Here is a 26,379-nt window from a genome sequence, read left to right on the forward strand (position 1 = left end):
AAAAACCATGCCCCAATTGCAAGCCATCATCGAAGAAGCCTTTGAACGCCGCGCCGAGATCACCCCGCGCAATGTGGATGCCCAGCTCAAGGAGTCGATCAACACCGTCATCGAATACCTGGACCAGGGAAAGCTGCGCGTGGCCGAGAAGATCAACGGTGCATGGGTCACCCATCAATGGCTGAAGAAGGCCGTGCTGCTGTCGTTCCGCATCGAGGACAACGCCTTCATCAAGGGCGGCTTCACAAACTATTTCGACAAGGTGCCTTCCAAGTTCGCCGACTACAACTCCAAGGAATTCCGCGAAGGCGGCTTCCGCGTGGTGCCGCCGGCAGCCGCACGTCGCGGTGTGTACATCGCCAAGAACGTGGTGCTGATGCCTTCCTACTGCAACATCGGTTCCTACGTCGATGAAGGCACCATGGTCGACACCTGGGCCACCGTCGGTTCCTGCGCGCAGATCGGCAAGAACGTGCACCTGTCCGGCGGCGTCGGCATCGGCGGCGTACTGGAACCGGTGCAGGCCAACCCCACCATCATCGAGGACAACTGCTTCATCGGCGCGCGTTCCGAGATCGTGGAAGGCGTGGTCGTAGAGGAAGGCTCGGTCATCTCCATGGGCGTGTTCATCGGCCAGAGCACCAAGATCCTCGACCGCGAGACCGGCGAGATCATCTACGGTCGTGTGCCGGCCGGTTCCGTCGTGGTCAGCGGCAGCATGCCTTCGAAGGACGGCACGCATAGCCTGTACTGCGCGGTGATCGTGAAGAAGGTGGATGCCAAGACACTGGGCAAGACCGGTATCAACGAACTGTTGCGCGGCATCTAAACCCACTCCACCGGGGGAGAAGAACATGATCGTCACACCGCTGTTGCAACTGGCTGCAGACAAACTGGCATCCGACCTGTTCTTCTCCGTCGGCGCACCGATCAACATCAAAATCAACGGCATCCTGATGCCGGTCAACCAGCAGAAGCTGACCGACGAGCAGATCAAGCAGATCGCCTACGAGATGATGACACCGGAGCAGATCTCCGATTTCGAGCTGCACATGGAGATGAACTTCTCCTTCCGCGTGCCCGAGATCGGCAACTTCCGCGTCAACGTGTTCCGCCAGCGCGGCAGCATCGCCGTCGTCATCCGCTATGTGCGCAACAACATCATGAACATCGAGGACCTGCACCTGCCACTGGTGCTCAAAGAGCTCATCATGGAGAAGCGCGGTCTGGTGCTGATGGTCGGCGCGACCGGTTCCGGCAAGTCCACCACGCTGGCCGCCATGCTGGAACATCGCAACCGCACGCAGAGCGGCCATATCCTGACCATCGAGGACCCGCTGGAATACATGTTCCACCACGGCAAGTCCATCGTGAACCAGCGCGAGATCGGCACCGATACCGAGGATTATGGCAATGCGCTGATCTCTGCCATGCGCGAAGCGCCTGATGTTCTGATGATCGGCGAGATCCGCGACCGCGACACCTTGAAACACGCGCTGATCTTTGCCCAGACCGGCCACCTGTGCCTGTCTACCCTGCACGCCAACAACAGCTACCACGCGCTCAACCGCATCGTGAACTTCTTCCCGTATGACGCGCGGCAGAGCATCCTGTCCGACCTGGCGATGTGCATGCGCGCGGTGATCTCGCAACGACTGGTGCGCAACACACAGGGCAAGCTGGTGCCCGCCGTGGAGGTGTTGCTCAACTCCGCGCTGATCGCCGACCTGATCAAGAACGACCAGATCGAGAAGATCCGCGAGGCGATCGAACAGAGCGTGTCGCACGGCTCGCAGACCTTCGAACAGGCCTTGTACAAGCTGTTCAAGTCGGGACAGATCACCAAGGAAGAAGCCCTGAAGAACGCCGACTCGGCCAGCAACCTGTCTTCGCTGATCGACTATTCCGTGACCAGCAAGATGAAAGCGTTCGATCCTGCGGAACACCCATCGCAGACACCGGCCCATGCTCCGGCAGCTGCCAGCTTCGACAGCATCAAGCTGAACATCGAGATGCCCGGTTCCGATTCCTGATGAAACTGTACGGCATCCCGAACTGTGACACGGTGAAGAAAGCGCGTGCCGCATTGGCCGCGCGCGGCGTCACTTACGAGTTCCACGATTTCAAGAAGCATGGTGTGACCGAGGCCATGCTTGCCGGCTGGCTGAAACAGGTCGGCTGGCAGCGGCTGCTGAAGAAGACCGGCCCGACCTGGGCCAAGTTGCCGCAGGAAGTAAAGGATGGCATCAAGGACGATGCCTCTGCCCTGCCCGTGCTGCTGCAACACCCGAACATCATCAAACGTCCGGTGCTGGAATCGAGCGGCAAGGTGCTGGCGACCGGGTATAACGAAAACGAATATAAAGAACTGAAACCATGAGCAGCACACTGGAACTGACCAAACAACTCATCGCCCGCAGATCCCTGACGCCGAACGACGCAGGGTGTCTGGACCTCATGGCCTCGCGCCTCGCGCCGCTTGATTTCAATCTGGAGAAGATGCGCCACGGCGAAGTGGACAACCTGTGGGCACGACGCGGCAGTGCCGCGCCCATCGTCTGTTTCGCCGGCCATACCGATGTGGTGCCGACCGGCCCGGTGGAACGCTGGGACAGCGACCCGTTCACCCCCACAGTGCGCGACGGCATGCTGTACGGGCGCGGCGCCTCCGACATGAAGGGATCGCTGGCCGCATTCGTCACCGCGATCGAAAAGTTCACCGCTGAACATCCCGGACACAAGGGCAGCATCGCCCTGCTGCTCACTTCCGACGAGGAAGGCATCGCCGTGGACGGCACGGTGCGCGTGGTGGAAGCATTGAAGGCCCGCCAGCAAACCATAGACTACTGCATCGTGGGCGAGCCGACCTCGGTCAGCAAGACCGGCGACACCATCAAGAACGGCCGTCGCGGTTCGCTGTCCGGCACCCTGATCGTGAAAGGCGTGCAAGGCCACATCGCCTATCCGCATCTGGTGAAGAACCCCATCCACATGGCAGCACCAGCCATCGCCGAACTGGCCGCGACCGTATGGGACGAAGGCAACGAGTATTTTCCACCCACCTCGTTCCAGATCTCCAACATCAAGGGTGGCACCGGCGCCACCAACGTGGTACCGGGCACAGTCGAACTGCTGTTCAACTTCCGCCATTCCACCGCCAGTAGCGTGGCCAGCCTCAAGTCGCGCTTCATCGCCATCCTCGACAAGCACAAGCTGGCATATGACCTGGAGTGGGAGAACTCTTCCGGCAAACCCTACCTGACCCCGCGCGGGGATCTGGTGGATGCCGTGGCTGCCGCCATCAAGCAGGTCACCGGCCTGGATACCGAACTCTCCACCAGCGGCGGCACATCGGACGGCCGCTTCATCGCCGACATCTGCCCGCAGGTGATCGAGCTCGGTCCGCTCAACGCCACCATCCACAAGGTCAACGAAAGCGTGGCGGTCGCCGACCTGGATGCGCTGTCCGAGATCTATTACCTGACCTTGCGCAAGTTGCTGGCAGAATGATGTCGCCCGTTTTCATTCTTTTCATGGTCGCGATCCTGCTGTTGTTGTGCCTCTGGGCATGGAAGATAAACAGGAGCAGTCAGAATCAAAATAGTAGCAGCACGGGCAGCAGTTCAGGCGACCCGTGCAATGGATACCCTTCTCCGCACTGTGACAACGGTGGCAACTGCGGTGGCGGAGGAGATGGCGGAGGAGGAGACTAGATGGACATCAATCATTTTTCCGAGGCCAGCACCTCGCTCAGGACGGTGCGCGACTGCTTCCGTTTCGCCATCAGCCGCTTCAACGAGGCCAAACTGTTCTTCGGCCACGGCAGCGAGAACGCGCAGGACGAGGCCGCCTACCTGATCCTGCACACGCTGCACCTGCCGCTCGACCAGCTGGAACCGTTCCTGGATGCGCGGCTGACGCAGTCCGAGATCTATGAAGTGCTCAACATCATCGAGAAACGCGTGACCCAGCGCGTACCGGCCGCCTATCTTACCCAGCAAGCCTGGCTGGGGGATCACGCCTTCTTTGTCGATGAACGCGTCATCGTGCCGCGTTCCTTCATTGCCGAGCTGCTGCGAGAACGCCTGTTCCCCTGGATCGAGGATGCCGAGCAGGTGAACAGCGTGCTGGACCTGTGCACCGGCAGCGGCTGTCTGGCCATCCTGGCGGCGGAAGCCTTCCCGCATGCCATCATCGATGCGGTCGATCTGTCGGCGGATGCACTGGATGTGGCGCAATACAACGTCACCGACTACGGCCTGGACGAGCGCATCGAACTGATCGAATCCGACCTGTTCGCCAAGCTGGAAGGCCGCAAGTACGATCTCATCATCAGCAACCCGCCCTATGTCGACGCGCCATCCGTCGCCGCACTGCCGCAGGAATACAAGCACGAGCCGGAACTGGCGCTCGGTAGCGGCACGGACGGACTGGATGCCACACGCATCATCCTGCAGCAGGCTGGCGAGCACCTGACCGAGAACGGCATCCTCGTGGTCGAGATCGGACACAACCGAGATGTGCTGGAAGCTGCCTATCCGGATATCCCCTTCACCTGGCTGGATGTCACGGCGGGTGGTGAATTCGTATTCCTTTTGCACAAGAACGATCTTCCTTGATGTCCGTAGACCACTACGAGAATTTTCCCGTCGCCTCCATTCTCATGCCCCGCCGCTTGCGCAAGCCGGTGGCGGCCATCTATCACTTCGCCCGCGCGGCGGACGACATCGCCGACGAAGGTGAGCTGAGTGATGATGAGCGCCTGCGACAGTTGGACGAGTTCCGTGATGAGCTGACGCATATCGCCAACGGTGAGAAACCGTTCCTGCCGTTGTTCCAGCATCTCGCCGGTGAGATACAGGCGCATGCCTTGCCCATGCAGCCCTTGCATGATCTGCTCGACGCCTTCTCGCAGGATGTAGTGAAGAAACGTTACGACGATTACGACGAACTGCTGGACTACTGCCGCCGCTCGGCCAATCCGGTGGGCAATCTGCTGTTGCATCTGTATGAAGAAGCCACGCCGGTGAACATCGCGTATTCCGATGCCATCTGCACCGCGCTGCAACTGATCAACTTCTGGCAGGACGTCGCCAAGGATTGGGCGATAGGCCGCGTCTACCTGCCGCAGGAAGACCTTGCCCGCTTCGGCGTGAGCGAGGCACAGATCGCCGAGGGCCGCTTTGATGACAACTGGCGCGCCTTGATGAAGTTCGAAGTGGATCGCGCGCGCACGCTGATGCTGTCTGGAAAACCGCTGGGCAGCATCCTCAGCGGACGCATCGGTCTGGAGATGCGCATGATCATCCAGGGCGGGCTGCGCATCCTCGACAAACTCGAATCCGCAGACTACGACATGTTCAACAAGCGCCCGGTTTTGAAGCCTTACGACTGGGTTATCATGCTGGCCAGATCCGCCCCCTTCTGAAGCACAATGAATCCCTACGAATACTGCCTGGACAAGGTCAAACAGAGCGGCTCCAGCTTCACCAGCAGCTTCCGCATCCTGAGCAAGGAGCGGCGCGAGGCCATGACGGTGCTGTACGCCTATTGCCGCGAAGTCGACGACGTGGTGGACGAATGTTCGGATGCCAATGTCGCGCGCACCACGCTCAACTGGTGGCGCAATGAAGTGGCGGCGATCTATGGCGGCAAGCCGACCCATCCGGTGTGTCAGGCGCTGGTGCCGGTCGTCTCGCGCTACCAGTTGCCGCAAGAACACCTGCTGGAGATCATCGACGGCATGGAGATGGACCTCGACCAGCCACGCTATGCCGATTTCAAGTCGCTGCAACTGTATTGCTACCGCGTCGCCTCTGTGGTCGGTCTGCTGTCGGCCGAGATCTTCGGTTACACCGACCGTGAGACCCTGAAATACGCACACGACCTCGGCATCGCCTTCCAGCTCACCAACATCATCCGCGACGTGGGCGAAGATGCGCGCCGCAATCGCATCTACCTGCCGATGGACGAGATGCAACAGTTCGGCGTGACCGCAGCCGACATCCTCAACGCGAGAGAGAGCGCTGCCTTCCATAAGCTGATGGCGTTCCAGATCGAACGGGCACGCCGTTATTACCAGCAGGCGTTCAGCCACCTTCCGGCAGCCGACCGCAAGTCGCAGCGTGCCGGACTGATCATGGCCGCCATCTATCGCGCCGTGCTGGACGAGGTCGAGCGTAGCGGCTGCCATGTATTGAAAGAACGCGTCTCGCTGGGGCCCGCCTACAAGCTGTGGCTCGCCATCAAGGCATGGCTGCAGAATTGAAGGTCGGCATCATCGGCGGCGGCTATGCCGGTATGGCGGCTGCCGCCGAGCTCGCCGCCGCCGATATTCCCGTCACCGTATTCGAGAGCGCCAAGCAGCTGGGCGGGCGCGCGCGTGGTGTCGTTTACCACGACACGCAACTCGACAACGGCCAGCATCTGTTACTCGGCTGTTACCGCGAGACGCTGCGGCTGATCGAACGGGTCGGCGGCGATATCGAACGCGATTTCCTGCGCCTGCCTTTGCAGCTCGACCTGCATCACCACCTCGAGTTGCGCGCGCCCCGCTTGCCTGCTCCGCTGCATCTGCTGCTCGCATTGCTCAATGCCAAAGGACTGAGCTGGCACGAAAGGATCAAGGCTGCCCGCTTCATGCTCGCCTTGCGCGGCATGGACTTCCGCTTGCCGCAGGACATGACGGTAGCTGAATTGCTCAGGCTGCACGGGCAAGATGACGCGCTGACGCTCAAATTCTGGGAACCGTTGACCATCGCCGCACTGAACACGCCTATCCACAAGGCCTCCGCACAGGTACTGCTGAACGTGTTGCGCGATGCACTGAACCGCAAGCGTGCCGATAGCGACATGCTGTTGCCACGCGTGGATTTCACATCGCTGTTTCCGCAGCGTGCTGCAGCCTATGTCGAACGGCATGGCGGCAAAGTGAATCTATCTTGCGCTGTGGAAGCCATCGTTCCCGATGGCGACGGAATCGCATTACAGACCGCACAAGGCACGCATCGTTTCAGCCATGTGATCTGCGCAGCCTCCCCTGCAGTCGCCGAAAGACTGTTGCGCCCCTTGCCTGAGCTGGCGGATACGGTGCGACAGATCGCCGCGCTGGAGCAACAGCCTATCTATACCGTGTATCTGCAATATCCCGCGCAAGTGCGGCTGCCACATCCCATGATCGGCCTGCACCAGCGCTTCAGCCAGTGGCTGTTCGACAAGGGCAGCATCGCCGGACAGCACGGGCTGCTGGCAGCCGTGATCAGCGCGGAAGGTATCCATCAGCAACTGGATCAGGAAGCACTGGCGGAGAAAGTAGTCGTGGAGTTGCGCGAGGAATTCGGCATCGTTGACGTACCGCTCTGGCGCAAGGTCATTGCCGAGAAACGCGCGACCTTCTGCTGTGCGCCCAACCTGCAACGCCCTGCCCAACAGACCGCCCTGCCCCGCGTGTTGCTGGCCGGCGACTACACGGCTGGCGCATATCCGGCGACCCTCGAAGGCGCGGTGATGAGTGGCATCAACTGCACACGATCACTCCTCCGTCAGTAGCGATAACTCAAAGCCAGATAGGCGGTATCCAGATAGCGCTGCGTGACGATTGGACTCCGGTAGATCGAATCGTCCAGCCGCTTATGCCGAACATAGGCATTCAGATGCCAGTTCCGGCTCAGACCGACATCCATGATCAGCGCGATGAAGGCATTGACGGCCGAGGCTGGTGCATAACTGGCGAAAGGACTGCCGATCGCTTCCTGTGCCGACACACCATAGTAATAGCCCGTGTAAGCGGCCGATTGATAGTCGAACCCGAGCATTGGATAGAACACCACGCCTGAGGCCTTGAACTTTGCTCCGTAGATCAATTCGGCCCAATCGCCTCGGGACTTGTTGATATCGTGGAACACATTGAAGAACACACCGCCCAGTGGCGTCACTTGCAACGTCCCCAGTCCGACCGGCAAGGAAGACTGGCGCGTGGATAGTCCGTTCAACGCAGGAGTATCCGTTCTGAATCCATCCTGATTGAACCTTGCGATAACTTCCAGACACCCATAACCGATCTTTTTCGCCTTGTAACCAAAGGTATCCACGCGCGCAAAGAAACGCTCATAGGTGAAATCCAGATACGGCAGGACAGACAGCTCAGCCTGTGAGCCCTCGACGATGGCGCGCGTGGAATAGCTCGCCAGTCCGACATCCCCCTGCAGGCGACTATCGAACATTTCCGATGCAGACACACGCATAGCACCCCATATCAGCCATAGCAGGAAGATCCAGACAGCTTGCTTCACGTTGCGCTCCTCTCTGAATGAATGCGCCTGCCGGGACGGAAGTAGCGCGTGTCCTCATAATATTCCTCATGCTCGTTCTCTGCCGCCCAACCCGGTATGCCGAGCAGCGGCACGGGGGTCAGCTCATGTGTCGTCATGCAATGCGCCGGATCGTCCAGATAGCGGGCGATCGATTCATCCAGCCTTTGCAGGCGCTGCGGCAGTGGCAGATCGAAGAAGGCACGATCCACTTTCAGCAACAACCCCTGCCCGGTGAGGCCGATGTAGGGATTCAGCACCTTTTCATACAGGCCGTGGCCGAACAGATAGAAATCCATGCTGAGGCCGATCTCGGATCGTCTCAGCCAGAACAGTTGTTTCCAGGAAAAACCGCGCAACAGATCGGCCATGCCTTCATCCGCATAGGGCACGACCACGCCGGATTCGTCGAACAAGGTATTCATATCGCGTATAGCACCGCGCTCGCTACGCCCTGTCCCCTGCCGCACCGACGTGAGTGCGGCATAGTGACGGACGTTGATCGCCCGCTTGGCGGACGGGAACGCCAGCCAGACCAGGGCATTGAAGAGATCATGCCAATTATTCTCGCGCGACTGCACCTCACCATGAAGATAACAGCGCGGCTCATATTGGGCTTCGAACGGCAGTTTGCCGTGATCCTGAGGAACGAAACGCAGTGCCTTGCCATTCCTGACACGCACCTCATCCGTTTCGTGCGCAAGCAGCTCGTTCAAATCCTGCAGACCGGGAAAGCGATCAGACGGCAGACGGGAAATCTGTGCGCTCAAGGGCAGTAAAGCGAGCGATTCCAGCAATTTTTCCTGTTGCCAGGGATGGTCGATTCTCATGCCGTGAAGTCTAACGCAAGCACGGGACTCAAGACAGGGCGTGCGGCATGTGATAAGTTGCGCGCAAACGTAAATACCAGCGGGGGTTCCAATGGATGAGATTGATGCGATACAGGCCAGCCTGGCCAGCTTCACCCAGCGTCTCGACGATGTCGCTTCGGACAGTTTCAACGAGATACGAAAGTGCTCTTTCTTCGATCCTATCCCCAGCGAGCAATTGCGCCCCATCGCTGAACTGGCGACCATCCACACCTTCGTACAAGGCGACAAACTTACTCTGGAAGGCGAAGAGATCAGCTCGTTCTTCGTCATCCTGTTCGGCCGCGCCAGCGTGCATGTGCGCGACAACGAGGTGGCAGTCATCCATAGCGGCGAATGCATAGGCGAAAGCACCTTCTTCGCCGGCGAGGCTGCTTCGCGCTCGGCCACCGTGATCGCCGAGGGCGAGGTGATCGCCGCCGAGATCAAGAAAGCCGATATCGGGAGATTGACGCAAGAGAGCCGCAGCTATATGGACAAGGCGCTGCTCAATGCGCTGTTCCGCAAGCTGCAGCAGGCCAATCGCAAGATCGAGGAGCTGTTGCGCTAATCATCCATGAGCATCATTGCCGTATTCAACCAGAAGGGCGGCGTCGGTAAGACCACCACTGCACTGAACCTTGCGGCCGCACTGCACAAGCGTGGCCGCCAGCCGCACGCCTTCGACCTCGACCCGCAAGCCCAATTCAGCTCCATCACCGGGACTGTCGCGCGCAACGGGCACGAGACGCTGCTGTCCCTGTTCCAGCTCAACCGCCCGCTGCGCGATCTGCTTCGCACCTCGGACAGCGGGATCACGCTGATCCCTTCACACAACGAACTGGCCAAGGTCGACGTGCTCTACGGCAAAGGATTCAACGTGGTGAACCGTCTTAATTCGGCGATCAAGGCGGAACGCTTCGGCTCGGCTGAGAATCCCCTGATCATGGATTGCAGCCCCCTGATCGGCGTCATGTCGCTGAATGCCATCTTCGCCAGCAACGGACTGGTGGTGCCGATCTCGGCCGACCATCTTTCACTGCAGGGTGCCAGACAGATCGAGAAGACGCTCAATGCGCTCGAACCTGTTCTTAAAAGGCGAGTCGCCCGTCGCTACCTGCTCACGCGCTTCGACCGCCGACGACGCATGGCGTGGGACGTGCTGGAACAGGCGCAAGCGTTGTTCGGCACGGATGTGTGCAAGACCTGTATCGCCGAGAACGTGAGCCTGGCCGAGAGCCCTGCCCTGAACAAGACCATCTTCGAACACGCCCCGACCAGCCGCGGGGCGCAGGATTACGATGCGCTGCTCGACGAGCTGCTGGCCGACGGCTTCATCGAATAGGTCATTTCGAGATCAGCGTGATGATGTCTTCCACCGAGATCGCCTGCTGCGGCCGGTGGTCTTCCTGTTTGCGGATCTCGCAGGTCAGTACTTCGCAATAGCGGTACATCTGATTCAGCTTGCGCTCGGCATCCTGCTGGTCACGGCCTGATATCACCACGCTGACGATATGCTGCCCGTCGCGGGTGCGTATCGAGAAATCGTATTTCTGCATGGTGTCGCTCATGGTGATCAGTTCCCCGCTGTCCTCATCGCTCTGGCTTCGTACAGGCAGATGCCGGTGCTGACCGAGACGTTCAAACTCTCCACACTGCCCAGCATCGGGATGCGCGCCAGTTGATCGCAGGTCTCGCGCGTCAGGCGGCGCATGCCCTCGCCTTCCGCGCCCAGAACCAGCGCAATCGCACCCTTGTGCTTGACCTCGCCCAGTGTGGCTTCGGCGTCCCCGTCCATGCCGACCACCCAGATGTCTCGTTCCTGCAGTTCGCGCAGGGTGCGGGCCAGATTGGTCACGGTGATGAAGGGCACGGTATGCGCCGCGCCGCAGGCGACCTTCTCCACTGTGGCATTGATACCCACTGCCCGGTCTTTGGGGGCGATCACAGCGTGCACGCCGAAGGCATCGGCACTTCGCAGGCACGCGCCCAGGTTATGCGGGTCCTGCACACCGTCCAGTACCAGCAGTAGCGCCGGCTCGGTCAGCGTTTCCAGTACATCGTCCAGATGTTGCACCTTCTGCGCCGCATCGACGCGGGCGGCGACGCCCTGATGGCGCGCATTGCCCGCCATACCGTCGAGCCGCTTGGCATCCGCCTGGATCACCCGTACGCCGTTGATCTCCGCCAGCTTGAGCAGATCCCTCGCGCGCGGGTCCTTGCGCTGCGAGTCGATGTATATCTCGAATACGCTGTCGGCGTTCTGGCGTATGCGCGCGGTGACGGCGTGGAAGCCGTGGATGATGCGTGACTCAGCCATGACGCTTCGCTCCCTTGCCGCTCTTGCCGGCTGGCTTCGCATGCTTCTCGGACGGCGCAGCCTTCACCGGTTTCTTCTTGGCACCACCCCAGGCACCCACATCCACACCGGATTCATTTGTTCCGCTGGTTTGCGGCTCCCCTTCCAGCACGAAGTCGATCTTGGTGCTTTCCATATCCACGCGCACCACCTTCACCTTGACCCGGTCGCCGAGGCGGTAACGTTTGCCGGTGCGCTCCCCCAGCATCTGATGTTTGGTGGCGTCGAAGTGGTAATAGTCCGCGCCGAGTTCGGACACGTGCACCAGACCCTCGACATACAGATCGTCCAGCGACACGAACAGGCCAAAGCCGGTGACCGAGGATATGGTTCCGACAAATACGCTGCCCAGGTGGTCCCGCATATAGAAACACTTGAGCCACGCTTCCACGTCGCGCGTCGCGTCGTCGGCACGGCGCTCGGTCATGGAACAGTGCACCCCCAACTCGGCCCATTTGAGTTTCGGCTTGTACTGTTTGCCTTCGAGCACGGCCTTGATGGCGCGGTGCACCAGCAGGTCGGGATAGCGGCGGATGGGCGAGGTGAAATGCGCATAGGCCTCGTAGCCGAGGCCGAAGTGGCCGTTGTTGTCCGGTGCATACACGGCTTGGCGCAGCGAACGCAGCATCACCGTCTGCAGCAAGCCGGCATCGGGACGGCCCTTGATCTGCTTCAGCAGGGCCGAATAGTCGGAAGCCTGGGGATCATCGCCGCCGCCCAGTTGCAGGCCAAATTCCTTGAAGAACTCGCGCACCGTTTCCAGTTTCTCCGGTGTCGGGCCTTCATGCACGCGGTACAGCACAGGATGTTTGTGCTCCTTGAGGAAATCCGCCGCACACACGTTGGCCGCCAGCATGCATTCCTCGATCAGCTTGTGCGCATCGTTGCGGATCACCGGCACGATCTTTTCGATCTTGCCTTGGTCGTTGAAGATCATCTGCGTCTCGACCGTCTCGAAATCGATAGCTCCCCTCTTCTCGCGCGCGTGCAGCAGTGTCTGGAACAGACGGTACAGATTGTTGATGTGCGGCAACACCTCGGCATATTTCTGTGCGTTTTCGCCCTTTGGATCGGCCAGCATATCGGCCACCTGGGTATAGGTCAGGCGCGCATGCGAAAACATAACCGAGGGATAGAAACGGTATTTGCCGATCTCGCCCTCCGCGCTGATCTGCATATCGCACACCATGCACAAGCGATCCACGTTGGGATTCAGCGAACACAGACCGTTGGACAGTTCCTCCGGCAACATGGGAATAACACGGCGCGGGAAATACACCGAGTTGCCGCGATTGATCGCTTCAGTATCCAGCGCGTCACCCGATCTCACATACGAGCTCACGTCGGCGATGGCGACCACCAGCCGGAAGCCGCTGCCGCTAGGCTCGCAATACACCGCATCGTCGAAGTCGCGCGCCGTCTCTCCATCGATAGTGACCAGCGGCAGGTGCTTCACACTTTCGCGACCGGCATAGTCCGCCGGCTGCACTTCGGGTGCGAAACGCTCGGCCTGATGTTTCGCGTCGTGCGGGAACTCGTTGGGCAGATCGTGCTTGCGCAGCGCGATCTCGATCTCCATGCCGGGATCCGCATAGTTGCCCAGCACTTCGACGATGCGGCCGATAGGCTGCGCATGCTTGGAGGGCTGTTGCAGGATCTCCAACATGACCACCTGCCCGGCCTTGGCCCCGCCCGCACCGCCCGCCGCCACCAGGAAGTCCTGGCTGATGCGGCGGTTCTCGGCGACCACGAACTGGATGCCGTGCTCCTCATACAGCCGGCCGACCACGCGGGTGTTGGCATGTTCCAGCACTTCGACGATCTTGGCTTCGCGACGACCGCGTCTGTCCTCTCCCGCGACACGCGCCATCACGGTGTCACCGTGCAAGGCGTTGTGCATCTCCTTGGCGCTCAACACCAGGTCATCGCTGCCGTCTTCCGGGATCAGGAAACCGAATCCGTCCGGATGGCCCTGCACCTTGCCCTTGATCAGGTCCAGCTTTTCCATCACACAGATGGCGCGTTTGCGGTTGCGCATGATCTGCCCGTCGCGCTCCATGGCGCGCAGACGGCGGATGAACAGTTCTTCCTCGTCATGCTCGATCTGCAGCAACGCGATCAGTTCGTCCTGTTCCAGCGGGACCCCCTTCTCCGCCAGTATCTGCAGGATGTATTCACGGCTGGGCAGCGGATGTTCGTATTGTTCGCGTTCGCGTTCCAGGTAAGGATCGAGCTCGCGGATGTTTTTTTTCTTTTTCGTCATTGACAGAGAGTCCTATAGCAATTAAAGTGCGCGCCGTTGTTGCATTGCCCAGATGGCGGAATTGGTAGACGCGCACGGTTCAGGTCCGTGTGCCGCAAGGTGTGGAGGTTCGAGTCCTCTTCTGGGCACCAATATTGAACAAGACGGTTCGCGAAAGCGAGCCGTTTTTGTTTTTGCGGAACACTATTCAAACAAAAACACGCACCGCTCCCGCGATGCGTGTCCATTCTTTCCACCGACTGCACCCGCTCAGACCTCGAATGGGTGACGCAGAACGATGGTCTCGTCACGATCGGGACCGGTGGAAACCATGTCGACCGGCACTTCGCAGATCTCGGCGATGCGTTGCAGGTAGTTGCGTGCTTCCACCGGCAGTTCCTCGTAACGTTTCACCCCTACCGTGCTGCCGCTCCAGCCCGGCATGTCCTCGTACACGGCCTCGCAGCCGTCCAGCGATTCGGAGCCGACCGGCAGGATGTCGCTGAACTGGCCATCGATCTTGTAGCCCACGCCGATGCGCACCTTTTCCATGCCGTCCATCACGTCCAGCTTCGTCACACACAGGCCGGACACACCGTTGATCTGGATGGAACGCTTGAGCGCGGCCGCGTCGAACCAGCCGCAGCGGCGGGCACGACCAGTGGTGGAACCGAACTCATGCCCCTTCTCGGCCAGCATCTTGCCGATCGGGTCCTGCTTGGTCTCGGCATCGTACAGCTCGGTCGGGAACGGACCTGAACCGACGCGCGTGGTGTAGGCCTTGGTGATGCCCAGCACGTAATGCAGGCTCTGCGGGCCGATTCCGCTACCGGCACAGGCCGCACCGGATATGCAGTTGCTGGATGTCACGAACGGGTAGGTACCGTGATCGATATCGAGCAGGGTACCCTGCGCGCCCTCGAACAGCAGGTTCTGGCCAGCCTTATTGGCTTCGTACAGCGCACGCGGCACATCCAGCACCAGCGGCTGGATACGTTCGGCCAATGCCAGCGCTTCGTCCATGGTCTTGTTGAAATCGACCGTCTCCGCCTTGAAGTAGTTCTTCAGCACGAAGTTGTGATAATCCAGCACTTCGCCCAGTTTGGCGGCGAAACGCTTGCGGTGGAACAGGTCCTGCAGACGGATGGCACGACGCGCGACCTTGTCTTCGTATGCCGGGCCGATACCGCGTCCTGTGGTACCGATCTTGCCGGCTCCTTTGGCAATCTCGCGTGCCTTGTCCAGGGCCTCATGGTACGGCAGGATCAGCGGACAAGCCTCGGAGATGCGCAGGCGCTCGTAGACCTTCACGCCTGCAGCGGCCAGCATGTCCATCTCTTTCAGCAAAGCGGAGGGTGACAGCACCACGCCGTTGCCGATGTAGCACATGACGTCGTCGCGCAGGATACCGGACGGGATCAGGTGCAGCACGGTCTTCTCTTTGCCGATGACCAGCGTGTGGCCGGCGTTGTGACCACCCTGAAAACGCACCACGCCCTGGGCATGGTCGGTCAGCCAGTCGACCACCTTGCCCTTGCCTTCATCGCCCCACTGGGTACCGATCACTACCACGTTCTTTGACATATCTCTTCCTGTTCCGGATTTCAGTTTTTCATCTCGACGACGACCCATTTGCCATCCTGCTGGATCAACTCGCGGTCGCAATTCAATTCTGCATGCAGTGCGGCATCCCCCAGCAGGTCGACCACGACGATCTCCCCCTGCCCGCGCAGGGCTTCGATCGCTGCATCCAGCGCCGGGTCCTGACGATACGGCGCGTGGATGGCCCTGGTCAGCGGCTGCTTCGACAGCAAGCCGTGCAGTTGTCGCAGGTCCATGCTGAAACCGGTGGCGGCCCGGGCACGGCCGAAGACCTTGCCCAGTTCGTCGTAACGGCCGCCGACCGCGATCGCATCGTGGCTGCCCGCATGGTACGCCGCGAACACCATGCCGCTGTGATAGTGATATCCGCGCAGCTCGGCCAGATCGATACCGATGCTGTCCACTTTGCCGTTCAGGTTGTCGGCCGCACGCTGCAGATCATCCAGCGCTGCGGTCACCGCAGGCAGCCTGGGCAACTGGGCGCGCGCGCGCGCGATCACTTCGACGCTGCCATAAAGATGGGGAAGCGCCAGCACTGCGGCGCGTGTCTCCACCGGCAAAGACTGCGCCAGTGCAGCCAAGGTCGGCACATCCTTCTGCTGCAGCGCGACGAACAGCGCGTGCTCCAGTTCGGCAGCGGCCCCCGTCCCTTCGAGCAGCGCATGGAACACGCCGACATGCCCCAGATCGAGATGCACCTGTCCGATGCCCAGCAAAGCCAGACTGCGCAGCATCAGGGACTGGATCTCCAGATCGCTTTCGATTCCGCCATGCCCATACAATTCTGCACCGACCTGCAAGGGTTCGCGCGTCCTCATCAGCCCGGATGGCTGGGTATGTACCACGTTACCGGCATAACAAAGCCGGGCGACTCCCTGACGGTTGAGCAGATGGGCATCGATACGGGCGACCTGGGGGGTGATATCGGCACGCAACGCCAGCGTGCGGCCGCTCAACTGGTCGACCAGTTTGAAGGTGCGCAGATCCATGTCGGCGCTGTCGTTGATCAACAGGGAATCGGCATATTCGATCAGCGGGGGGGAGACCAACTGATAGCCCGAGCGGCGCATCAGTTCAAGTACGTCACGGCGCATCGCTTCGATGCGCCATGCCTCGTCGGGCAACATGTCCTGAATGAATTCAGGCAACAACCATTTCATTTTCAGTTTATCCAGTAGATCAGCAGCAAACCGCTCAGCATGAGCGTCAATCCGAGGAACCTCACCTGCCCGTCATGCCACTGCGACAGGTTCCGCAGCGTCTGGCGCCAGGGCTTGGGAAAGATGAAAGGCATCAAGCCCTCCAGCACCAACATCAAGCCCAGCGCCGCCAGCCAGAAATCGAGCATCTCGCACTACTGTGCAGACTTGCCGGAATTCTTCAGATACTTGAAGAAAGCGGAACTCGGATCGATCACCATCACATCGTTCTTGTCCTTGAAAGTCTGCTTGTAGGCTTCCAGGCTGCGATAGAAGGAGAAGAATTCAGAATTGCGGCCGAAGGCGGCAGCGTACAGGGCGGTGGCTTTCGCATCGCCCTCACCCTTGATCTTCTGCGCGTCGCGGTAGGCATTGGCCAGGATCACCTGGCGTTGCTTGTCGGCATCGGCGCGGATCTTTTCGCTCTCGGCGTTACCGGTCGCGCGCAGCTCGTTGGCGACGCGCTTGCGCTCCGCCTCCATACGGCTGAACACGGAGCCACTGATCTCGACCGGGAAGTCGACGCGCTTCAGGCGCACATCCAGTACTTCCACACCGATCTTGCGCGCATCGCCGTCGGTCTTCTCCTGCACCACGCGCATCAATTCATCGCGCTTGCCGGACACCACGTCATGGATGGTCAGTTTGCCGAACTCCTCACGCAGGGCCGAATTGACCGTCTGCATCAACCGGGTCTGCGCAATCGCCTCATCGCCGCTCACACTGATGTAGTACTGCTTGATATCGAAGATGCGCCATTTGACGTAGGAATCGACCAGCACGTTCTTTTTCTCGGCCGTGATGAAACGTTCCGGTTCCGCAGAATCCAGTGTCAGGATGCGCGAGTCGAAATAGCGCACGTTCTGCAGCAACGGCACCTTGAACTTGAGCCCCGGCGTCGTCTCCAGCCGCATCACTTCGCCCAACTGGAACACGATGGCAGCCTGACGCTGATCCACCACGAAGGTGCTCATGCTCAGCAGGATCAGGGCGATGATCGTCCCCACCAACATATTTCTGATCTTCATACTCATTTAGCGTGCCTCCCGTTCGCGGCCGATCAACAATTCACGCGCGCGTTGCGGCATGTACTCCGAGACCGGGGCCTCCTGCTCGGCGGTTTTGCCGGTTGCTTGCGGGGCGGGAATCGCGCCCGTTTGCTGCATCAATTTATCCAGCGGCAGATAGAGCAGGCTGCCGTTGCCGTTCTTCTGGTCGATCATCACCTTGCTGCTGCTGGTCATGATCTGCTGCATCATGTCGATGTACATGCGCTCGCGTGTGACCTTGGGAGCCTTCTCGTATTCCGCCAGGATCTGTTTGAAACGGCTGGCATCGCCCTCGGCATTGGCGATCACGCTCTGCTTGTAACCTGCCGCCTCTTCCATCAGTCGCGCTGCCGCACCTTTCGCCTTCGGCACAACGTCGTTGGCATATGCCTGGCCTTCGTTCTTCTGGCGTTCGCGGTCCTGACCCGCCTTCACCGCATCGTCGAACGCGGCCTGCACCTGCTCCGGCGGCTGTGCGTTCTGCATGGTCAGCTTGCTGATGACGATGCCGGAATTGTATCGGTCCAGGATGGACTGCATCAGGCGCGTGGTCTCCCCCGCGACCTCTTCTCGGCCTTCATACAGCACGAAATCCATCCGGCTGCGACCGACCACCTCGCGGATCGCGGTCTCCGCCGACTGGCGCACGTTCTCGTCCGGATTGCGGTTGTTGAACAGATAGGCACCCGGATCTTTCAGGAAGTACTGCACTGCGAACTGGATGTCGATGATGTTCTCGTCGTCGGTCAGCATCAGCGACTCTCGCAGCACCTTGTTCTTCACGTTGTCGCGATAGCCCACCTCGATCGTGCGCACCTGGCTCAGATGGACGATCTCGACCGTCTCGACCGGGTAAGGCAGGTGCCAGCGCGGACCGGCCTCGGTCGTCTCGACCTGTTTGCCGAAGCGCAGCACCACACCGCGCTGACCTTCGTCCACGATGTAGAAACCACTGGCGAGCCAGATCAAGACCACGATCAGCGCGATCAGGCCTATGCCCATACCGCCACCGGCATTGCCACCACCGCCGGATTTGGGGGCGGTGTTACCGCGACCACCGAAGATGGATTCGATCTTGCGGTTCAGGTTGCGCACCACCTCTTCCAGGTCCGGCGGACCGCCACTGTTGTTCTTTCCCCACTGCGGGTCATTCAATCCCATGATTCCTCACACTTTCAAATCAATGATCGTTCAACGGATGCCATTCTTCGGCAACCGCTTGCCGGGGCGGCGTATCACGTACTTCGGCCAGGGCATCGCGTAGCGCCTCCACGCCTGCACCAGTCTTTGCACTCAAATGGATCGCCGCGATATTACCATACTCGTCGTGCCTGACGTCCGGTGCCAAGCCCTGCAGATCGATCTTGTTATAGATCACGATCTGCGGGATATCCTGCGCCCCGACCTCCTTCAGGACCTTGTTCACCTCGGCCACCTGGTCGTTGCGTTCCGGGCTGTTCACATCGACCACATGCAGCAGCAGATCGGCCTGCGCGGTCTCCTCCAGCGTGCTGCGGAAAGCCGCCACCAGCCCGTGCGGCAGATGCCGGATGAACCCGACCGTATCCGAAAGCACGACTTGGCGAGGGCTGTCACCCTGCAGGAACAGCTTGCGCGAGGTGGTGTCCAGCGTCGCGAACAACTGGTTGGCGACGTAGGTACCGGCATTGGTCATACGGTTGAACAGAGTGGATTTGCCGGCATTGGTATAGCCCACGATGGACACCGACATCACATCGGACCGATTGCGCGCACGGCGCTGTAATTGCCGGTGGCGCTTGAGCTGTTTCAGGCGGTCGTTGAGCAGGTACACGCGCTTGTCCAGCTTGCGCCGGTCCAGCTCAAGCTGCGTCTCGCCGGGACCGCGCGCGCCGACGGCATGCTTCTGCTGTCCCATGTCCATGTTCATGCCGGCCAGACGGGTGGACAGGTACTTGAGCTGCGCCAGCTCCACCTGCACCTTGCCCTCGTGGCTTTGCGCGCGCAGGGCGAAGATATCCAGGATCAGCATGGTGCGGTCGATCACCCGCGCCTGCAGCTTGGCCGACAGGTTGCGCATCTGCGCGGGGGACAGGTCGTGATTGAAGATCACCAGCGGCGCTTCCAGCTCCTCGACACGGGCGGCGATCTCGTCCACCTTGCCGCTGCCGGCGAAAGTGGCCGGATCGGGACGCTGCCGCTTGCCTTCGATGAGGGCGAGCACCGTCACGCCCGCACTTTCCGCGAGCAAACGGAGTTCTTCCAGACTCTCTGCGTAGTCCGGCGCGCCAAAATCAAGACTGACCAATACCGCCGTATTGGGTGCAGTCGTTGATTCGGACATCACTGCTCGTCGTAGGGGATGGAGATGGCGCGAGCCGGGACGATGGTCGAGATGGCGTGCTTGTAGACCATCTGGGTGACAGTGTTCTTCAGCAGCACCACGTACTGGTCGAACGAATCGATCTGCCCCTGCAGCTTGATGCCGTTGACCAGATAGATGGCGACCTGCACATGTTCCTTGCGCAAAGCGTTCAGAAACGGGTCTTGTAATTGTTGCCCTTTAGCACTCATGATAGTCGGCTCGTAGTGTGGTTAAAACGCCGCCACTGTACTGGAAAACGGCGGCTTGCGAAAGGAAAAATCTGCATCGAAACAAAAGGCATTGAACGGCCGCCTCGCGGCAAGCTATCTGCCCGATGCCACGGCCATTATGGCATGGGGGATCTCCCCCAAAGGCATGATGCGGTCCGCCGCATCCAGCTTGACCGCCTCCTTGGGCATGCCATACACCACGCAGGTGGCCTCGTCCTGCGCGATGGTCCTGGCACCCGCCTCGCGCATCTCTTTCAGGCCGCGCGCGCCGTCGTCGCCCATGCCGGTCATGATGACGCCCAGCGCATTGGCACCGGCGCATTTGGCGGCGGAGCGGAACAGCACGTCGACCGAAGGCCGGTGGCGGTTCACCAGCGGCCCGTCCACCACGTCCACGTGGTATTGCGCGCCGCTGCGCTTGAGCAGCATGTGCTTGCCGCCGGGCGCGATCAGCGCCAGTCCCGGCACCACGCGGTCGCCGCTCTTCGCCTCGCGCACCTCGATCTGGCAGATGCTGTTCAAACGGTTGGCGAACGCCTCGGTGAACTTCTCCGGCATGTGCTGCACGATGACGATGCCGGGACTCACGCGCGGCAGCTTGGTGAGCACGGCTTCCAGCGCCTGCGTTCCGCCGGTGGAGGTACCGATGGCCACCACCGCCTCGGTGGTCTGCGCCATCGCATGGCCCGCGCCGGCGGACAAGACGACATCCGCTGTCAGCTTGGGGGCGACCGGCAACGGGCAACTGTTCACGCTGGGCTGGCGCAGATTGGCGCGCGCCGCAGCCTTGACGGTGGCCACCAGATTGTCCGAGCTGTCTTCAAGAAAATGCTTGAGCCCGACCTTGGGCTTGGTCACGATGCTCACCGCCCCGGCCGACAGCGCCTGCATCGTGGTCTCTGCCCCTTTCTCGGTCAGCGTGGAGCAGATCACCACCGGCGTCGGATGCTCGGCCATGATCTTCTTCAGAAAGGTGATGCCGTCCATGCGCGGCATCTCGACGTCCAGCACCAGCACATCCGGCCAGTCCTTGTTCATCCTGTCCAGCGCGAACACCGGATCCGATGCCGCACCGATGACCTCGATTGCCGGATCGGCCGACAGCTTGGCGGTCAGCACCTGCCGCACCACAGCGGAATCATCCACGATCAACACGCGTATCTTGCTCATCTTCTTGTTATCTCCTTGATCGGGAACAGCGGTGCCGAGGCCGGTACATGCTTCATCCAGGCGTAGCCGCTCCAGACATCGAACAGCAACTGGCGGTGACCTTGTCCGCCCAGATGCTCGGCATGGATCGCGAAACCGTGTTGCTGGACCAAGTGATAGGCGACCTGACGGTTGCGGCAATGCACTCTGGGGCATGCCCCGTCAGGCTTGGAATAGGCGACTTCCGGCGTGCAGCGCGTGCAGCCGTGATGACCGGCATGCGGGAACATATTGCCGGCACCGAACAGTTTCACCTGATACTCGGAGGGCTTGGTCCCGGTTGCCTGCAACTCCCGCATGAACAGCTCCATCGCCTCGTCGGCATACTTCCCATCCGGCTCGCCGTCGTATTTCTTGCCGCGCGTGGGCAGCATGTAATGGCACATGCCGCCGATCAATTTCTGCGGATGCCAGGCGATGATGGAGACACAGGAACCGAGTACGGTACGGATGCGCGTGTCCTTGTCGCCGAAGTAGAAATCACCCGGCTGCAGGAAGATCTCGATGACATGCTCAGGTTTCGCGTGCATCGGGTTTGCGATAGACGGAAGGGGTGACGACCTTGAGCGCATCCGATATGCCGTTCAGGCTCTCGGAATGGCTGACGATGAAATATCCGCCCGGTCGCAACAGCGGCAGCATGCGCGCCACCACCTGGCGCTTGGTCTCCATGTCGAAATAGATCATCACGTTGCGCAGGAAGATCACATCGAACTCGCCCAGCTTCGGCAGGCTCTCGTTCAGGTTGGCCTGCTGGAAAGACACGCGGCTGCGCAAGCTGCGGTCGATCAAAAAGGTGCCGTCCTGCGGCCCCACCCCTTTCAGGCAGAACTTGCTCAGATAGTGCTTCGGTATCCCCTCGATGCGCTTCATCGGGTAATGCCCCTTGCGCGCCGTCTCCAGCACGCGCGTGCTGATATCGGAGCCGACCACCTCCCACGCACTGTCGCCCAGCACGTCGGCCAGCACCATGGCGATGGTGTACGCTTCCTCTCCGGAAGAACTTGCCGCGCTCCACACGCGGAACGGCTTGCCGGCACGCTGCAGCAACGGTGCCTGCTGGCGCAAAAGGTCGAAATGCTTGGGTTCGCGGAAGAAATAGGTCTCGTTGGTGGTCAGCAGGTCGATGGCGACCTGCAGTTCGGCGCGCTGATCCTTGAGCATCAGGATGCTGAAATACTCCCCGTAGCTGGTGACGCCGTGTTCCCTCACACGCTTGGCCAGCCGCCCGCTCACCAGCGGCTTCTTGGCATCCGACAGGCTGATGCCCGCGATGTCGTAGATCATTTCCTGGAACTGGCGGAATTCTTTGTCGCTCAACACTGGGGGATGCATGTCGCCTGTTCTCACTTTCCGCTCGCAGCCTGGAGCTTCTCTTCCAGCAACCGCTTGCTGTTCTCATCCATGTCCAGCCAGCGCACGGTGATCTTGAATTGTTCGGAAGCCAGCACACTGGTCACGATCTCGGCGCGCCCGCGCACCTGCAGGGATTCACCCTCCGGCTCCGCCCTGGGCGGCATCAACGCCAGTTCGCACTGGCCACCTGCCGGCAGATTGCGCCCGACACTGAGCACCGCCTTGTGCCTGCCCACATGCTGTGTCCGCGCCTGCAGCACGGCCCCGCCGTTGCCCAGCCTGATGACGGCGCGCCAGTAAGCCCGTATCTCCATACCACCGCCCGTCACTAGCTACCGACACCGCTGCCCACCGGCAGCTCTGCGAACCAGTCGATGAAACGCTGCACATCCTTGCCCTGATAGATCGCACCGTGTTGCGGACACAGCAGGTCGATCCGCATCCGGCTGGCGCGCTCGCACCAGTCCAGCTTGGCTTCGGCAGAACCCATCCAGCGCCGGTGGAATCCCTCTGCATGTTTGATATGGCGATCGAAGTCCCGCACGAACAGTCCGTCCATCTCCGGAGGCAACAGGGCTGCGCCCACATCCCCACTGAACAGGATGTTGGCCTTGCAGTCGTACAACTGGAAATTTCCGGACGAATGCAGATAGTGCGCCGGCACGGCCTGCAGTCGAAGATTGCCGAGCAGGATTTCCATCCCCTCGTCCGGGATGCTGATGAAGGTCTCATCGTTGCCGCCGAAATGCGGCACGAAGGAACCCCACAGCCAGCTCAGGTAGCAGCGTATCTCCGGATTGAAGTCCAGCCACAGCGACAGAGAAGAGATGATGTCCGGATCCTGGTGAGAGGCGAACAGCCACTGGATCTTGCGCGGATCGAATTCGGTACTGATGGCAGAGAACACCGCCGGGAAGATTTCCATCCCGCCCGGGTCGGTGAGCAACGCGTGCTCGCCGTTCAACACCAGATATTCATTGGTATCGATCAGGAAATCCTTTTTGGCCGGATCGCGCGCCACCGCCAGCCAGCGATGGCTGCCCTGTTCATAGATCGTCGTGGTCTTTTTCATCTTTTCGTTTCCAGTTGACCGGCCAGTTTCTGCAGGGTGGACAGGATCTCGCGCACGGAAGCCTCGACCCCCTCCGACACATGTTTCAATGCCCCCGCCTGAGCGCCGCCGTAGACCGACTCGATCTTGGCCGAATAGGAAAGGGATTGCCCCATGACACAGAGCTTGTCCGCGCGTGCCAGCGCGGAAGTCAGATTGGCGCGACAATCGAGGACGGCCGCCCCGCTTCGGGCGAGTTCCCCGGACTTGCGCCGCCACATCGCCTCCCAATGCGGATAGTGCGTCGCGGCTGCGCGTGTCGCCTGCTGCAGCGACAATGCCTTGTCGAGTCGTATCATGCCCGCCACCTCGCGCACCAGCGCCGACACAAGCTCCATCAGTCGGGACATCACCTCGCTCAGGCGCCTGCTGAAAGTGCGCAGTTCGGCGGAAACCACACTGAATCCGCTGCTGGCATCACCGATCTTCTTGGCGATCAGCATCGCGTTGATCGCTGCCAGATTGAGTCCGTTGGCGATGCGCATGACTTCCTTGATATCTTCATTGATACCGACTACCGCATCCAGTTCTATCCTGTCGGGTGAACCAACCGGGAGGCAGCAGACGCTGTCTATCGTTGTATCCATGGGTCACGCATTCCCGAGCTTGAAGAAAGCCACCAGCTGTTGCAGGTTCTCCGCCTGGCCGCTCATCTCCTCAGCGGTCGCCGCCAGCTCTTCCGAAGAGGAGGCGTTCTGCTGCGTGATCTGGTTGAGCTGGCTCATCGCGGTATTGATCTGCGCCGCGCCCGCGCTCTGCTCGTTGCTGGCGGCGGCGATCTCCTGCACCAGATCCGAAGTCTTGTTGATGCTGGGCACCATCTCCTGCAACAGTTTGCCCGCCTGCTCCGCCTTGCTCACGCTGCCGGAGGCGAGTTCACCGATCTCCTGTGCCGCCACCTGCGAACGCTCGGCCAGCTTGCGCACTTCGGCCGCCACCACCGCGAAGCCCTTGCCCTGCTCGCCGGCGCGCGCCGCTTCGATGGCCGCGTTCAGTGCCAGCAGGTTGGTCTGGTAGGCGATATCGTCGATGATGCCGATCTTGCCGGCGATGGTCTTCATCGCGTTCACCGTCTCCTGCACCGCCTGACCGCCCTGATTGGCCTGGCGCGAGGCCGACTCGGCCATTCCGTTGGTGACCTTGGCATTGTCCGCGTTCTGGTTGATGGAGGCACTCATCTGCTCCACCGAGGCGGAGGTCTCTTCCACCGAAGCGGCCTGCTCGCTCGAAGCCTGCGACATGCTCTGCGCCGTCGCACTCACTTCTTCCGAGGCACTGGACAACGCGTCCGCCGAGCCGCGTACCTCGCCGATCAGCTGTGCCAGCTTGTCGGTCATCGAATTGAAGTTGCGCGCCGCCTCGGACAGCTCATCCCGACCGGAGGCATCGGCGCGCTGGTCCAGATAGCCTTCCGCCATGGCGCGGGTGGCACCGTTCAGGCTGGACACGGTGCGCGTGACCGAGCCGTAGAAGCCGGCATACAGGTAGAACGCCAGCAGCAGCACCACCCCGAGGAAACCCAACACCAGCGTGCGCCGCCATACATAACCGTCGATGCGTGCCTGCAGCAGCCCGTCCAGCTCCGGTGCCAGTCTGTCATACAGCTTGAAGGCCTGGTCGATCACTGCGGTCGACTCGGCGAAATAGGTTTTGGGCTCGATGCTGACGCGATCAACCTTGATCAGTTGCTGCTCCATGGTCTGCAGGAAAGACTTGGTCACCGTGCTCACCTGTTCCAGATCGGACGCAAGACGACTGCCAAGTTCCGGGCTAGCCCCGCCTGCGGTGTGAATCGAATGCTCGACCGCCGACAGCAATTCTGAAACGCCATTCGCCATCACCGACAGACGGATGCGCACCTCCACCGCCGGCTCGCCGCCTTTAGCCGCCGCGCCGGAACCCACCGCGCGTGCCTGGCCCAGCGTCTCGCTCATCGTCGGCAGACGGGTGACGAGGGCATCCATCAGGTAAAAGCTGTCCAAGTCCGGATCCAGCGTGAGGTTGGAACCGTCCGCCACCGCCACCATCAGCGCGGTCACTCTGGCGATGATTGCAGTATGCTCTTCGAAACTCTGCTTGGGGGTGAGGCCGCCGATTCTGCCGCGCAACCCGTCCCACTCGGCCTTGATGGACTGCCATTGCGCGGAGACGCCCAGTTCCTCGCCATGCCGCACATCCACTGCATCCAGACGCGCCGCCTGTTCCTGCAGGTGCTTCTGCTTCGCCTCCAGCTTGCCGGCGAACGAACTATCGCCGTTCAGCAGGGCGGCCGCCATGCCACGGTGCTGCTGCATGTCGGACAGCACCTCCTTCAGCGGCACCAGATAAGCGACGCCGTGCCGCTCCTTTTCTGCGAAACTGATGCCTGTGTTGACCTCGTTGATGAAGAAATAGGTGAGCAACGCGATCGGCAGCATGAAGATCAGGCTGATCAGTCCGAATTTGCGCGCGTAACTCAGGCGTCCCATCAGGGCCATGCCCGGTGCCAACAAAGCATCCATGCTTCTCTCCCGTTATAGTG

The 26,379-nt window shown here is 60.7% G+C and carries 29 protein-coding genes and 1 tRNA gene; 11 read left to right on the forward strand and 19 right to left on the reverse strand.

The features are described 5' to 3' along the window. The first annotated feature begins 7 nt into the window (after positions 1-7). From dapD to hpnE, 8 genes are all read left to right on the forward strand, one after another. Positions 8-829, forward strand: a complete 822-nt coding sequence (gene dapD, locus ACYPYQ_RS11825; protein WP_459724045.1) for a 2,3,4,5-tetrahydropyridine-2,6-dicarboxylate N-succinyltransferase — start codon at positions 8-10, stop codon at positions 827-829. Positions 830-854: 25 nt separating this feature from the next. Then, positions 855-2,033, forward strand: coding sequence for a PilT/PilU family type 4a pilus ATPase (locus ACYPYQ_RS11830; RefSeq protein ID WP_459724047.1), 1,179 nt, complete (start codon positions 855-857; stop codon positions 2,031-2,033). Continuing rightward, complete coding sequence (locus ACYPYQ_RS11835; protein ID WP_459724048.1) at positions 2,033-2,380, forward strand: Spx/MgsR family RNA polymerase-binding regulatory protein; 348 nt, start codon at positions 2,033-2,035, stop codon at positions 2,378-2,380. The genes ACYPYQ_RS11830 and ACYPYQ_RS11835 overlap by 1 nt, the downstream gene beginning before the upstream one ends. Beyond that, positions 2,377-3,510: a succinyl-diaminopimelate desuccinylase gene (dapE, locus tag ACYPYQ_RS11840; RefSeq protein WP_459724049.1), complete on the forward strand. Its 1,134-nt coding sequence runs from the start codon at positions 2,377-2,379 to the stop codon at positions 3,508-3,510. The genes ACYPYQ_RS11835 and dapE overlap by 4 nt, the downstream gene beginning before the upstream one ends. A 203-nt stretch (positions 3,511-3,713) precedes the next feature. Then, entirely contained in the window at positions 3,714-4,619 is a 906-nt protein-coding gene (gene prmB / locus ACYPYQ_RS11845; RefSeq protein WP_459724050.1) for a 50S ribosomal protein L3 N(5)-glutamine methyltransferase, read from the forward strand. Next, positions 4,619-5,428 (forward strand): squalene synthase HpnC, encoded by an 810-nt coding sequence (gene hpnC, locus ACYPYQ_RS11850; protein ID WP_459724051.1) that lies wholly within the window; start codon positions 4,619-4,621, stop codon positions 5,426-5,428. The genes prmB and hpnC overlap by 1 nt, the downstream gene beginning before the upstream one ends. A gap of 6 nt (positions 5,429-5,434) precedes the next feature. Beyond that, entirely contained in the window at positions 5,435-6,268 is an 834-nt protein-coding gene (gene hpnD / locus ACYPYQ_RS11855) for a presqualene diphosphate synthase HpnD (RefSeq protein WP_459724052.1), read from the forward strand. Continuing rightward, complete coding sequence (hpnE, locus tag ACYPYQ_RS11860) at positions 6,253-7,548, forward strand: hydroxysqualene dehydroxylase HpnE (RefSeq protein WP_459724053.1); 1,296 nt, start codon at positions 6,253-6,255, stop codon at positions 7,546-7,548. The genes hpnD and hpnE overlap by 16 nt, the downstream gene beginning before the upstream one ends. Here the strand turns inward: hpnE and ACYPYQ_RS11865 are convergent. Together ACYPYQ_RS11865 and ACYPYQ_RS11870 are read right to left on the reverse strand one after the other, a co-directional pair. Continuing rightward, entirely contained in the window at positions 7,542-8,291 is a 750-nt protein-coding gene (locus ACYPYQ_RS11865) for a MipA/OmpV family protein (protein ID WP_459724054.1), read from the reverse strand. The genes hpnE and ACYPYQ_RS11865 overlap by 7 nt on opposite strands. Beyond that, positions 8,288-9,139 carry a DUF3025 domain-containing protein gene (locus tag ACYPYQ_RS11870; protein ID WP_459724055.1) on the reverse strand — a complete coding sequence of 284 codons (852 nt, stop codon included), beginning with the start codon at positions 9,137-9,139 and terminating at the stop codon, positions 8,288-8,290. Before ACYPYQ_RS11870 ends, ACYPYQ_RS11865 begins: the two co-directional genes overlap by 4 nt. A 91-nt stretch (positions 9,140-9,230) precedes the next feature. On the opposite strand from ACYPYQ_RS11870, the gene ACYPYQ_RS11875 reads away from it, so the two are divergent. Together ACYPYQ_RS11875 and ACYPYQ_RS11880 are read left to right on the forward strand one after the other, a co-directional pair. Then, positions 9,231-9,728 (forward strand): Crp/Fnr family transcriptional regulator, encoded by a 498-nt coding sequence (locus ACYPYQ_RS11875; protein ID WP_459724056.1) that lies wholly within the window; start codon positions 9,231-9,233, stop codon positions 9,726-9,728. 6 nt (positions 9,729-9,734) lie between these two features. After that, the gene (locus tag ACYPYQ_RS11880) at positions 9,735-10,502 is read left to right on the forward strand and encodes a ParA family protein (RefSeq protein WP_459724057.1); all 768 of its coding nucleotides are present in this window, start codon (positions 9,735-9,737) and stop codon (positions 10,500-10,502) included. Position 10,503: 1 nt separating this feature from the next. On the opposite strand, the gene ACYPYQ_RS11885 is transcribed toward ACYPYQ_RS11880, so the two are convergent. Genes ACYPYQ_RS11885 through rnr form a run of 3 tightly spaced genes read right to left on the reverse strand, consistent with a single transcriptional unit; the run spans position 10,504 to position 13,779 of the window. Further along, positions 10,504-10,728: a hypothetical protein gene (locus ACYPYQ_RS11885; protein WP_459724058.1), complete on the reverse strand. Its 225-nt coding sequence runs from the start codon at positions 10,726-10,728 to the stop codon at positions 10,504-10,506. A gap of 5 nt (positions 10,729-10,733) precedes the next feature. Continuing rightward, the gene (gene rlmB / locus ACYPYQ_RS11890) at positions 10,734-11,477 is read right to left on the reverse strand and encodes a 23S rRNA (guanosine(2251)-2'-O)-methyltransferase RlmB (RefSeq protein ID WP_459724059.1); all 744 of its coding nucleotides are present in this window, start codon (positions 11,475-11,477) and stop codon (positions 10,734-10,736) included. Beyond that, complete coding sequence (rnr, locus tag ACYPYQ_RS11895; protein WP_459724060.1) at positions 11,470-13,779, reverse strand: ribonuclease R; 2,310 nt, start codon at positions 13,777-13,779, stop codon at positions 11,470-11,472. The genes rlmB and rnr overlap by 8 nt, the downstream gene beginning before the upstream one ends. A gap of 46 nt (positions 13,780-13,825) precedes the next feature. On the opposite strand from rnr, the gene ACYPYQ_RS11900 reads away from it, so the two are divergent. Continuing rightward, positions 13,826-13,910: transfer RNA gene (locus ACYPYQ_RS11900), tRNA-Leu, on the forward strand. Between the two features lie 118 nt (positions 13,911-14,028). Here ACYPYQ_RS11900 and ACYPYQ_RS11905 read toward each other — a convergent pair. From ACYPYQ_RS11905 to ACYPYQ_RS11970, 14 genes are all read right to left on the reverse strand, one after another. Then, positions 14,029-15,342 carry an adenylosuccinate synthase gene (locus ACYPYQ_RS11905; RefSeq protein ID WP_459724061.1) on the reverse strand — a complete coding sequence of 438 codons (1,314 nt, stop codon included), beginning with the start codon at positions 15,340-15,342 and terminating at the stop codon, positions 14,029-14,031. 20 nt (positions 15,343-15,362) lie between these two features. Then, a complete protein-coding gene (locus tag ACYPYQ_RS11910; protein WP_459724062.1) occupies positions 15,363-16,520 on the reverse strand; it encodes an ATP phosphoribosyltransferase regulatory subunit in 1,158 nt (385 codons plus the stop codon). A 2-nt stretch (positions 16,521-16,522) separates the two neighbouring features. Then, positions 16,523-16,708: a DUF2065 domain-containing protein gene (locus ACYPYQ_RS11915; protein ID WP_459724063.1), complete on the reverse strand. Its 186-nt coding sequence runs from the start codon at positions 16,706-16,708 to the stop codon at positions 16,523-16,525. Between the two features lie 6 nt (positions 16,709-16,714). After that, positions 16,715-17,593, reverse strand: a complete 879-nt coding sequence (gene hflC / locus ACYPYQ_RS11920; RefSeq protein WP_459724064.1) for a protease modulator HflC — start codon at positions 17,591-17,593, stop codon at positions 16,715-16,717. After that, positions 17,594-18,769 (reverse strand): FtsH protease activity modulator HflK, encoded by a 1,176-nt coding sequence (gene hflK / locus ACYPYQ_RS11925; RefSeq protein WP_459724065.1) that lies wholly within the window; start codon positions 18,767-18,769, stop codon positions 17,594-17,596. Positions 18,770-18,788: 19 nt separating this feature from the next. Continuing rightward, positions 18,789-19,931, reverse strand: a complete 1,143-nt coding sequence (gene hflX / locus ACYPYQ_RS11930; RefSeq protein WP_459724066.1) for a GTPase HflX — start codon at positions 19,929-19,931, stop codon at positions 18,789-18,791. Next, the gene (gene hfq / locus ACYPYQ_RS11935; protein ID WP_459724067.1) at positions 19,931-20,161 is read right to left on the reverse strand and encodes an RNA chaperone Hfq; all 231 of its coding nucleotides are present in this window, start codon (positions 20,159-20,161) and stop codon (positions 19,931-19,933) included. The genes hflX and hfq overlap by 1 nt, the downstream gene beginning before the upstream one ends. 114 nt (positions 20,162-20,275) lie before the next feature. Next, entirely contained in the window at positions 20,276-21,352 is a 1,077-nt protein-coding gene (locus tag ACYPYQ_RS11940) for a protein-glutamate methylesterase/protein-glutamine glutaminase (protein WP_459724068.1), read from the reverse strand. Continuing rightward, positions 21,349-21,921, reverse strand: a complete 573-nt coding sequence (locus ACYPYQ_RS11945) for a chemotaxis protein CheD (protein WP_459724069.1) — start codon at positions 21,919-21,921, stop codon at positions 21,349-21,351. Before ACYPYQ_RS11945 ends, ACYPYQ_RS11940 begins: the two co-directional genes overlap by 4 nt. Then, complete coding sequence (locus ACYPYQ_RS11950; protein ID WP_459724100.1) at positions 21,905-22,714, reverse strand: CheR family methyltransferase; 810 nt, start codon at positions 22,712-22,714, stop codon at positions 21,905-21,907. The genes ACYPYQ_RS11945 and ACYPYQ_RS11950 overlap by 17 nt, the downstream gene beginning before the upstream one ends. Before the next feature lie 23 nt (positions 22,715-22,737). Next, positions 22,738-23,061, reverse strand: a complete 324-nt coding sequence (locus ACYPYQ_RS11955; protein ID WP_459724070.1) for a hypothetical protein — start codon at positions 23,059-23,061, stop codon at positions 22,738-22,740. Between the two features lie 14 nt (positions 23,062-23,075). Continuing rightward, positions 23,076-23,819, reverse strand: a complete 744-nt coding sequence (locus ACYPYQ_RS11960) for an oxygen-binding di-iron domain-containing protein (RefSeq protein WP_459724071.1) — start codon at positions 23,817-23,819, stop codon at positions 23,076-23,078. After that, a complete protein-coding gene (locus tag ACYPYQ_RS11965; RefSeq protein ID WP_459724072.1) occupies positions 23,816-24,445 on the reverse strand; it encodes a hypothetical protein in 630 nt (209 codons plus the stop codon). The genes ACYPYQ_RS11960 and ACYPYQ_RS11965 overlap by 4 nt, the downstream gene beginning before the upstream one ends. A gap of 3 nt (positions 24,446-24,448) precedes the next feature. Continuing rightward, positions 24,449-26,359 (reverse strand): methyl-accepting chemotaxis protein, encoded by a 1,911-nt coding sequence (locus ACYPYQ_RS11970; RefSeq protein WP_459724073.1) that lies wholly within the window; start codon positions 26,357-26,359, stop codon positions 24,449-24,451. Between the last annotated feature and the right edge of the window lie 20 nt (positions 26,360-26,379).

Source organism: Sideroxyarcus sp. TK5, from assembly GCF_054601595.1.

Excerpts from the sequence above, each read along its gene's own strand:
- ACYPYQ_RS11910 (WP_459724062.1), bottom strand. The coding sequence starts at position 16,520 with ATGAAATGGTTGTTGCCTGAATTCATTCAGGACATGTTGCCCGACGAG.
- ACYPYQ_RS11940 (WP_459724068.1), bottom strand. The coding sequence starts at position 21,352 with ATGAGCAAGATACGCGTGTTGATCGTGGATGATTCCGCTGTGGTGCGG.
- prmB (WP_459724050.1), top strand. The coding sequence starts at position 3,714 with ATGGACATCAATCATTTTTCCGAGGCCAGCACCTCGCTCAGGACGGTG.
- ACYPYQ_RS11965 (WP_459724072.1), bottom strand. The coding sequence starts at position 24,445 with ATGGATACAACGATAGACAGCGTCTGCTGCCTCCCGGTTGGTTCACCC.
- ACYPYQ_RS11905 (WP_459724061.1), bottom strand. The coding sequence starts at position 15,342 with ATGTCAAAGAACGTGGTAGTGATCGGTACCCAGTGGGGCGATGAAGGC.
- ACYPYQ_RS11955 (WP_459724070.1), bottom strand. The coding sequence starts at position 23,061 with ATGGAGATACGGGCTTACTGGCGCGCCGTCATCAGGCTGGGCAACGGC.
- ACYPYQ_RS11885 (WP_459724058.1), bottom strand. The coding sequence starts at position 10,728 with ATGAGCGACACCATGCAGAAATACGATTTCTCGATACGCACCCGCGAC.
- ACYPYQ_RS11835 (WP_459724048.1), top strand. The coding sequence starts at position 2,033 with ATGAAACTGTACGGCATCCCGAACTGTGACACGGTGAAGAAAGCGCGT.
- hfq (WP_459724067.1), bottom strand. The coding sequence starts at position 20,161 with ATGAGTGCTAAAGGGCAACAATTACAAGACCCGTTTCTGAACGCTTTG.
- dapD (WP_459724045.1), top strand. The coding sequence starts at position 8 with ATGCCCCAATTGCAAGCCATCATCGAAGAAGCCTTTGAACGCCGCGCC.
- hflX (WP_459724066.1), bottom strand. The coding sequence starts at position 19,931 with ATGTCCGAATCAACGACTGCACCCAATACGGCGGTATTGGTCAGTCTT.
- rlmB (WP_459724059.1), bottom strand. The coding sequence starts at position 11,477 with ATGGCTGAGTCACGCATCATCCACGGCTTCCACGCCGTCACCGCGCGC.
- hflK (WP_459724065.1), bottom strand. The coding sequence starts at position 18,769 with ATGGGATTGAATGACCCGCAGTGGGGAAAGAACAACAGTGGCGGTCCG.
- hpnE (WP_459724053.1), top strand. The coding sequence starts at position 6,253 with ATGGCTGCAGAATTGAAGGTCGGCATCATCGGCGGCGGCTATGCCGGT.
- rnr (WP_459724060.1), bottom strand. The coding sequence starts at position 13,779 with ATGACGAAAAAGAAAAAAAACATCCGCGAGCTCGATCCTTACCTGGAA.
- ACYPYQ_RS11875 (WP_459724056.1), top strand. The coding sequence starts at position 9,231 with ATGGATGAGATTGATGCGATACAGGCCAGCCTGGCCAGCTTCACCCAG.
- ACYPYQ_RS11870 (WP_459724055.1), bottom strand. The coding sequence starts at position 9,139 with ATGAGAATCGACCATCCCTGGCAACAGGAAAAATTGCTGGAATCGCTC.
- ACYPYQ_RS11945 (WP_459724069.1), bottom strand. The coding sequence starts at position 21,921 with ATGCACGCGAAACCTGAGCATGTCATCGAGATCTTCCTGCAGCCGGGT.
- hpnC (WP_459724051.1), top strand. The coding sequence starts at position 4,619 with ATGTCCGTAGACCACTACGAGAATTTTCCCGTCGCCTCCATTCTCATG.
- hpnD (WP_459724052.1), top strand. The coding sequence starts at position 5,435 with ATGAATCCCTACGAATACTGCCTGGACAAGGTCAAACAGAGCGGCTCC.
- ACYPYQ_RS11830 (WP_459724047.1), top strand. The coding sequence starts at position 855 with ATGATCGTCACACCGCTGTTGCAACTGGCTGCAGACAAACTGGCATCC.
- ACYPYQ_RS11970 (WP_459724073.1), bottom strand. The coding sequence starts at position 26,359 with ATGGATGCTTTGTTGGCACCGGGCATGGCCCTGATGGGACGCCTGAGT.
- ACYPYQ_RS11915 (WP_459724063.1), bottom strand. The coding sequence starts at position 16,708 with ATGCTCGATTTCTGGCTGGCGGCGCTGGGCTTGATGTTGGTGCTGGAG.
- hflC (WP_459724064.1), bottom strand. The coding sequence starts at position 17,593 with ATGAGTATGAAGATCAGAAATATGTTGGTGGGGACGATCATCGCCCTG.
- ACYPYQ_RS11960 (WP_459724071.1), bottom strand. The coding sequence starts at position 23,819 with ATGAAAAAGACCACGACGATCTATGAACAGGGCAGCCATCGCTGGCTG.
- ACYPYQ_RS11880 (WP_459724057.1), top strand. The coding sequence starts at position 9,735 with ATGAGCATCATTGCCGTATTCAACCAGAAGGGCGGCGTCGGTAAGACC.
- dapE (WP_459724049.1), top strand. The coding sequence starts at position 2,377 with ATGAGCAGCACACTGGAACTGACCAAACAACTCATCGCCCGCAGATCC.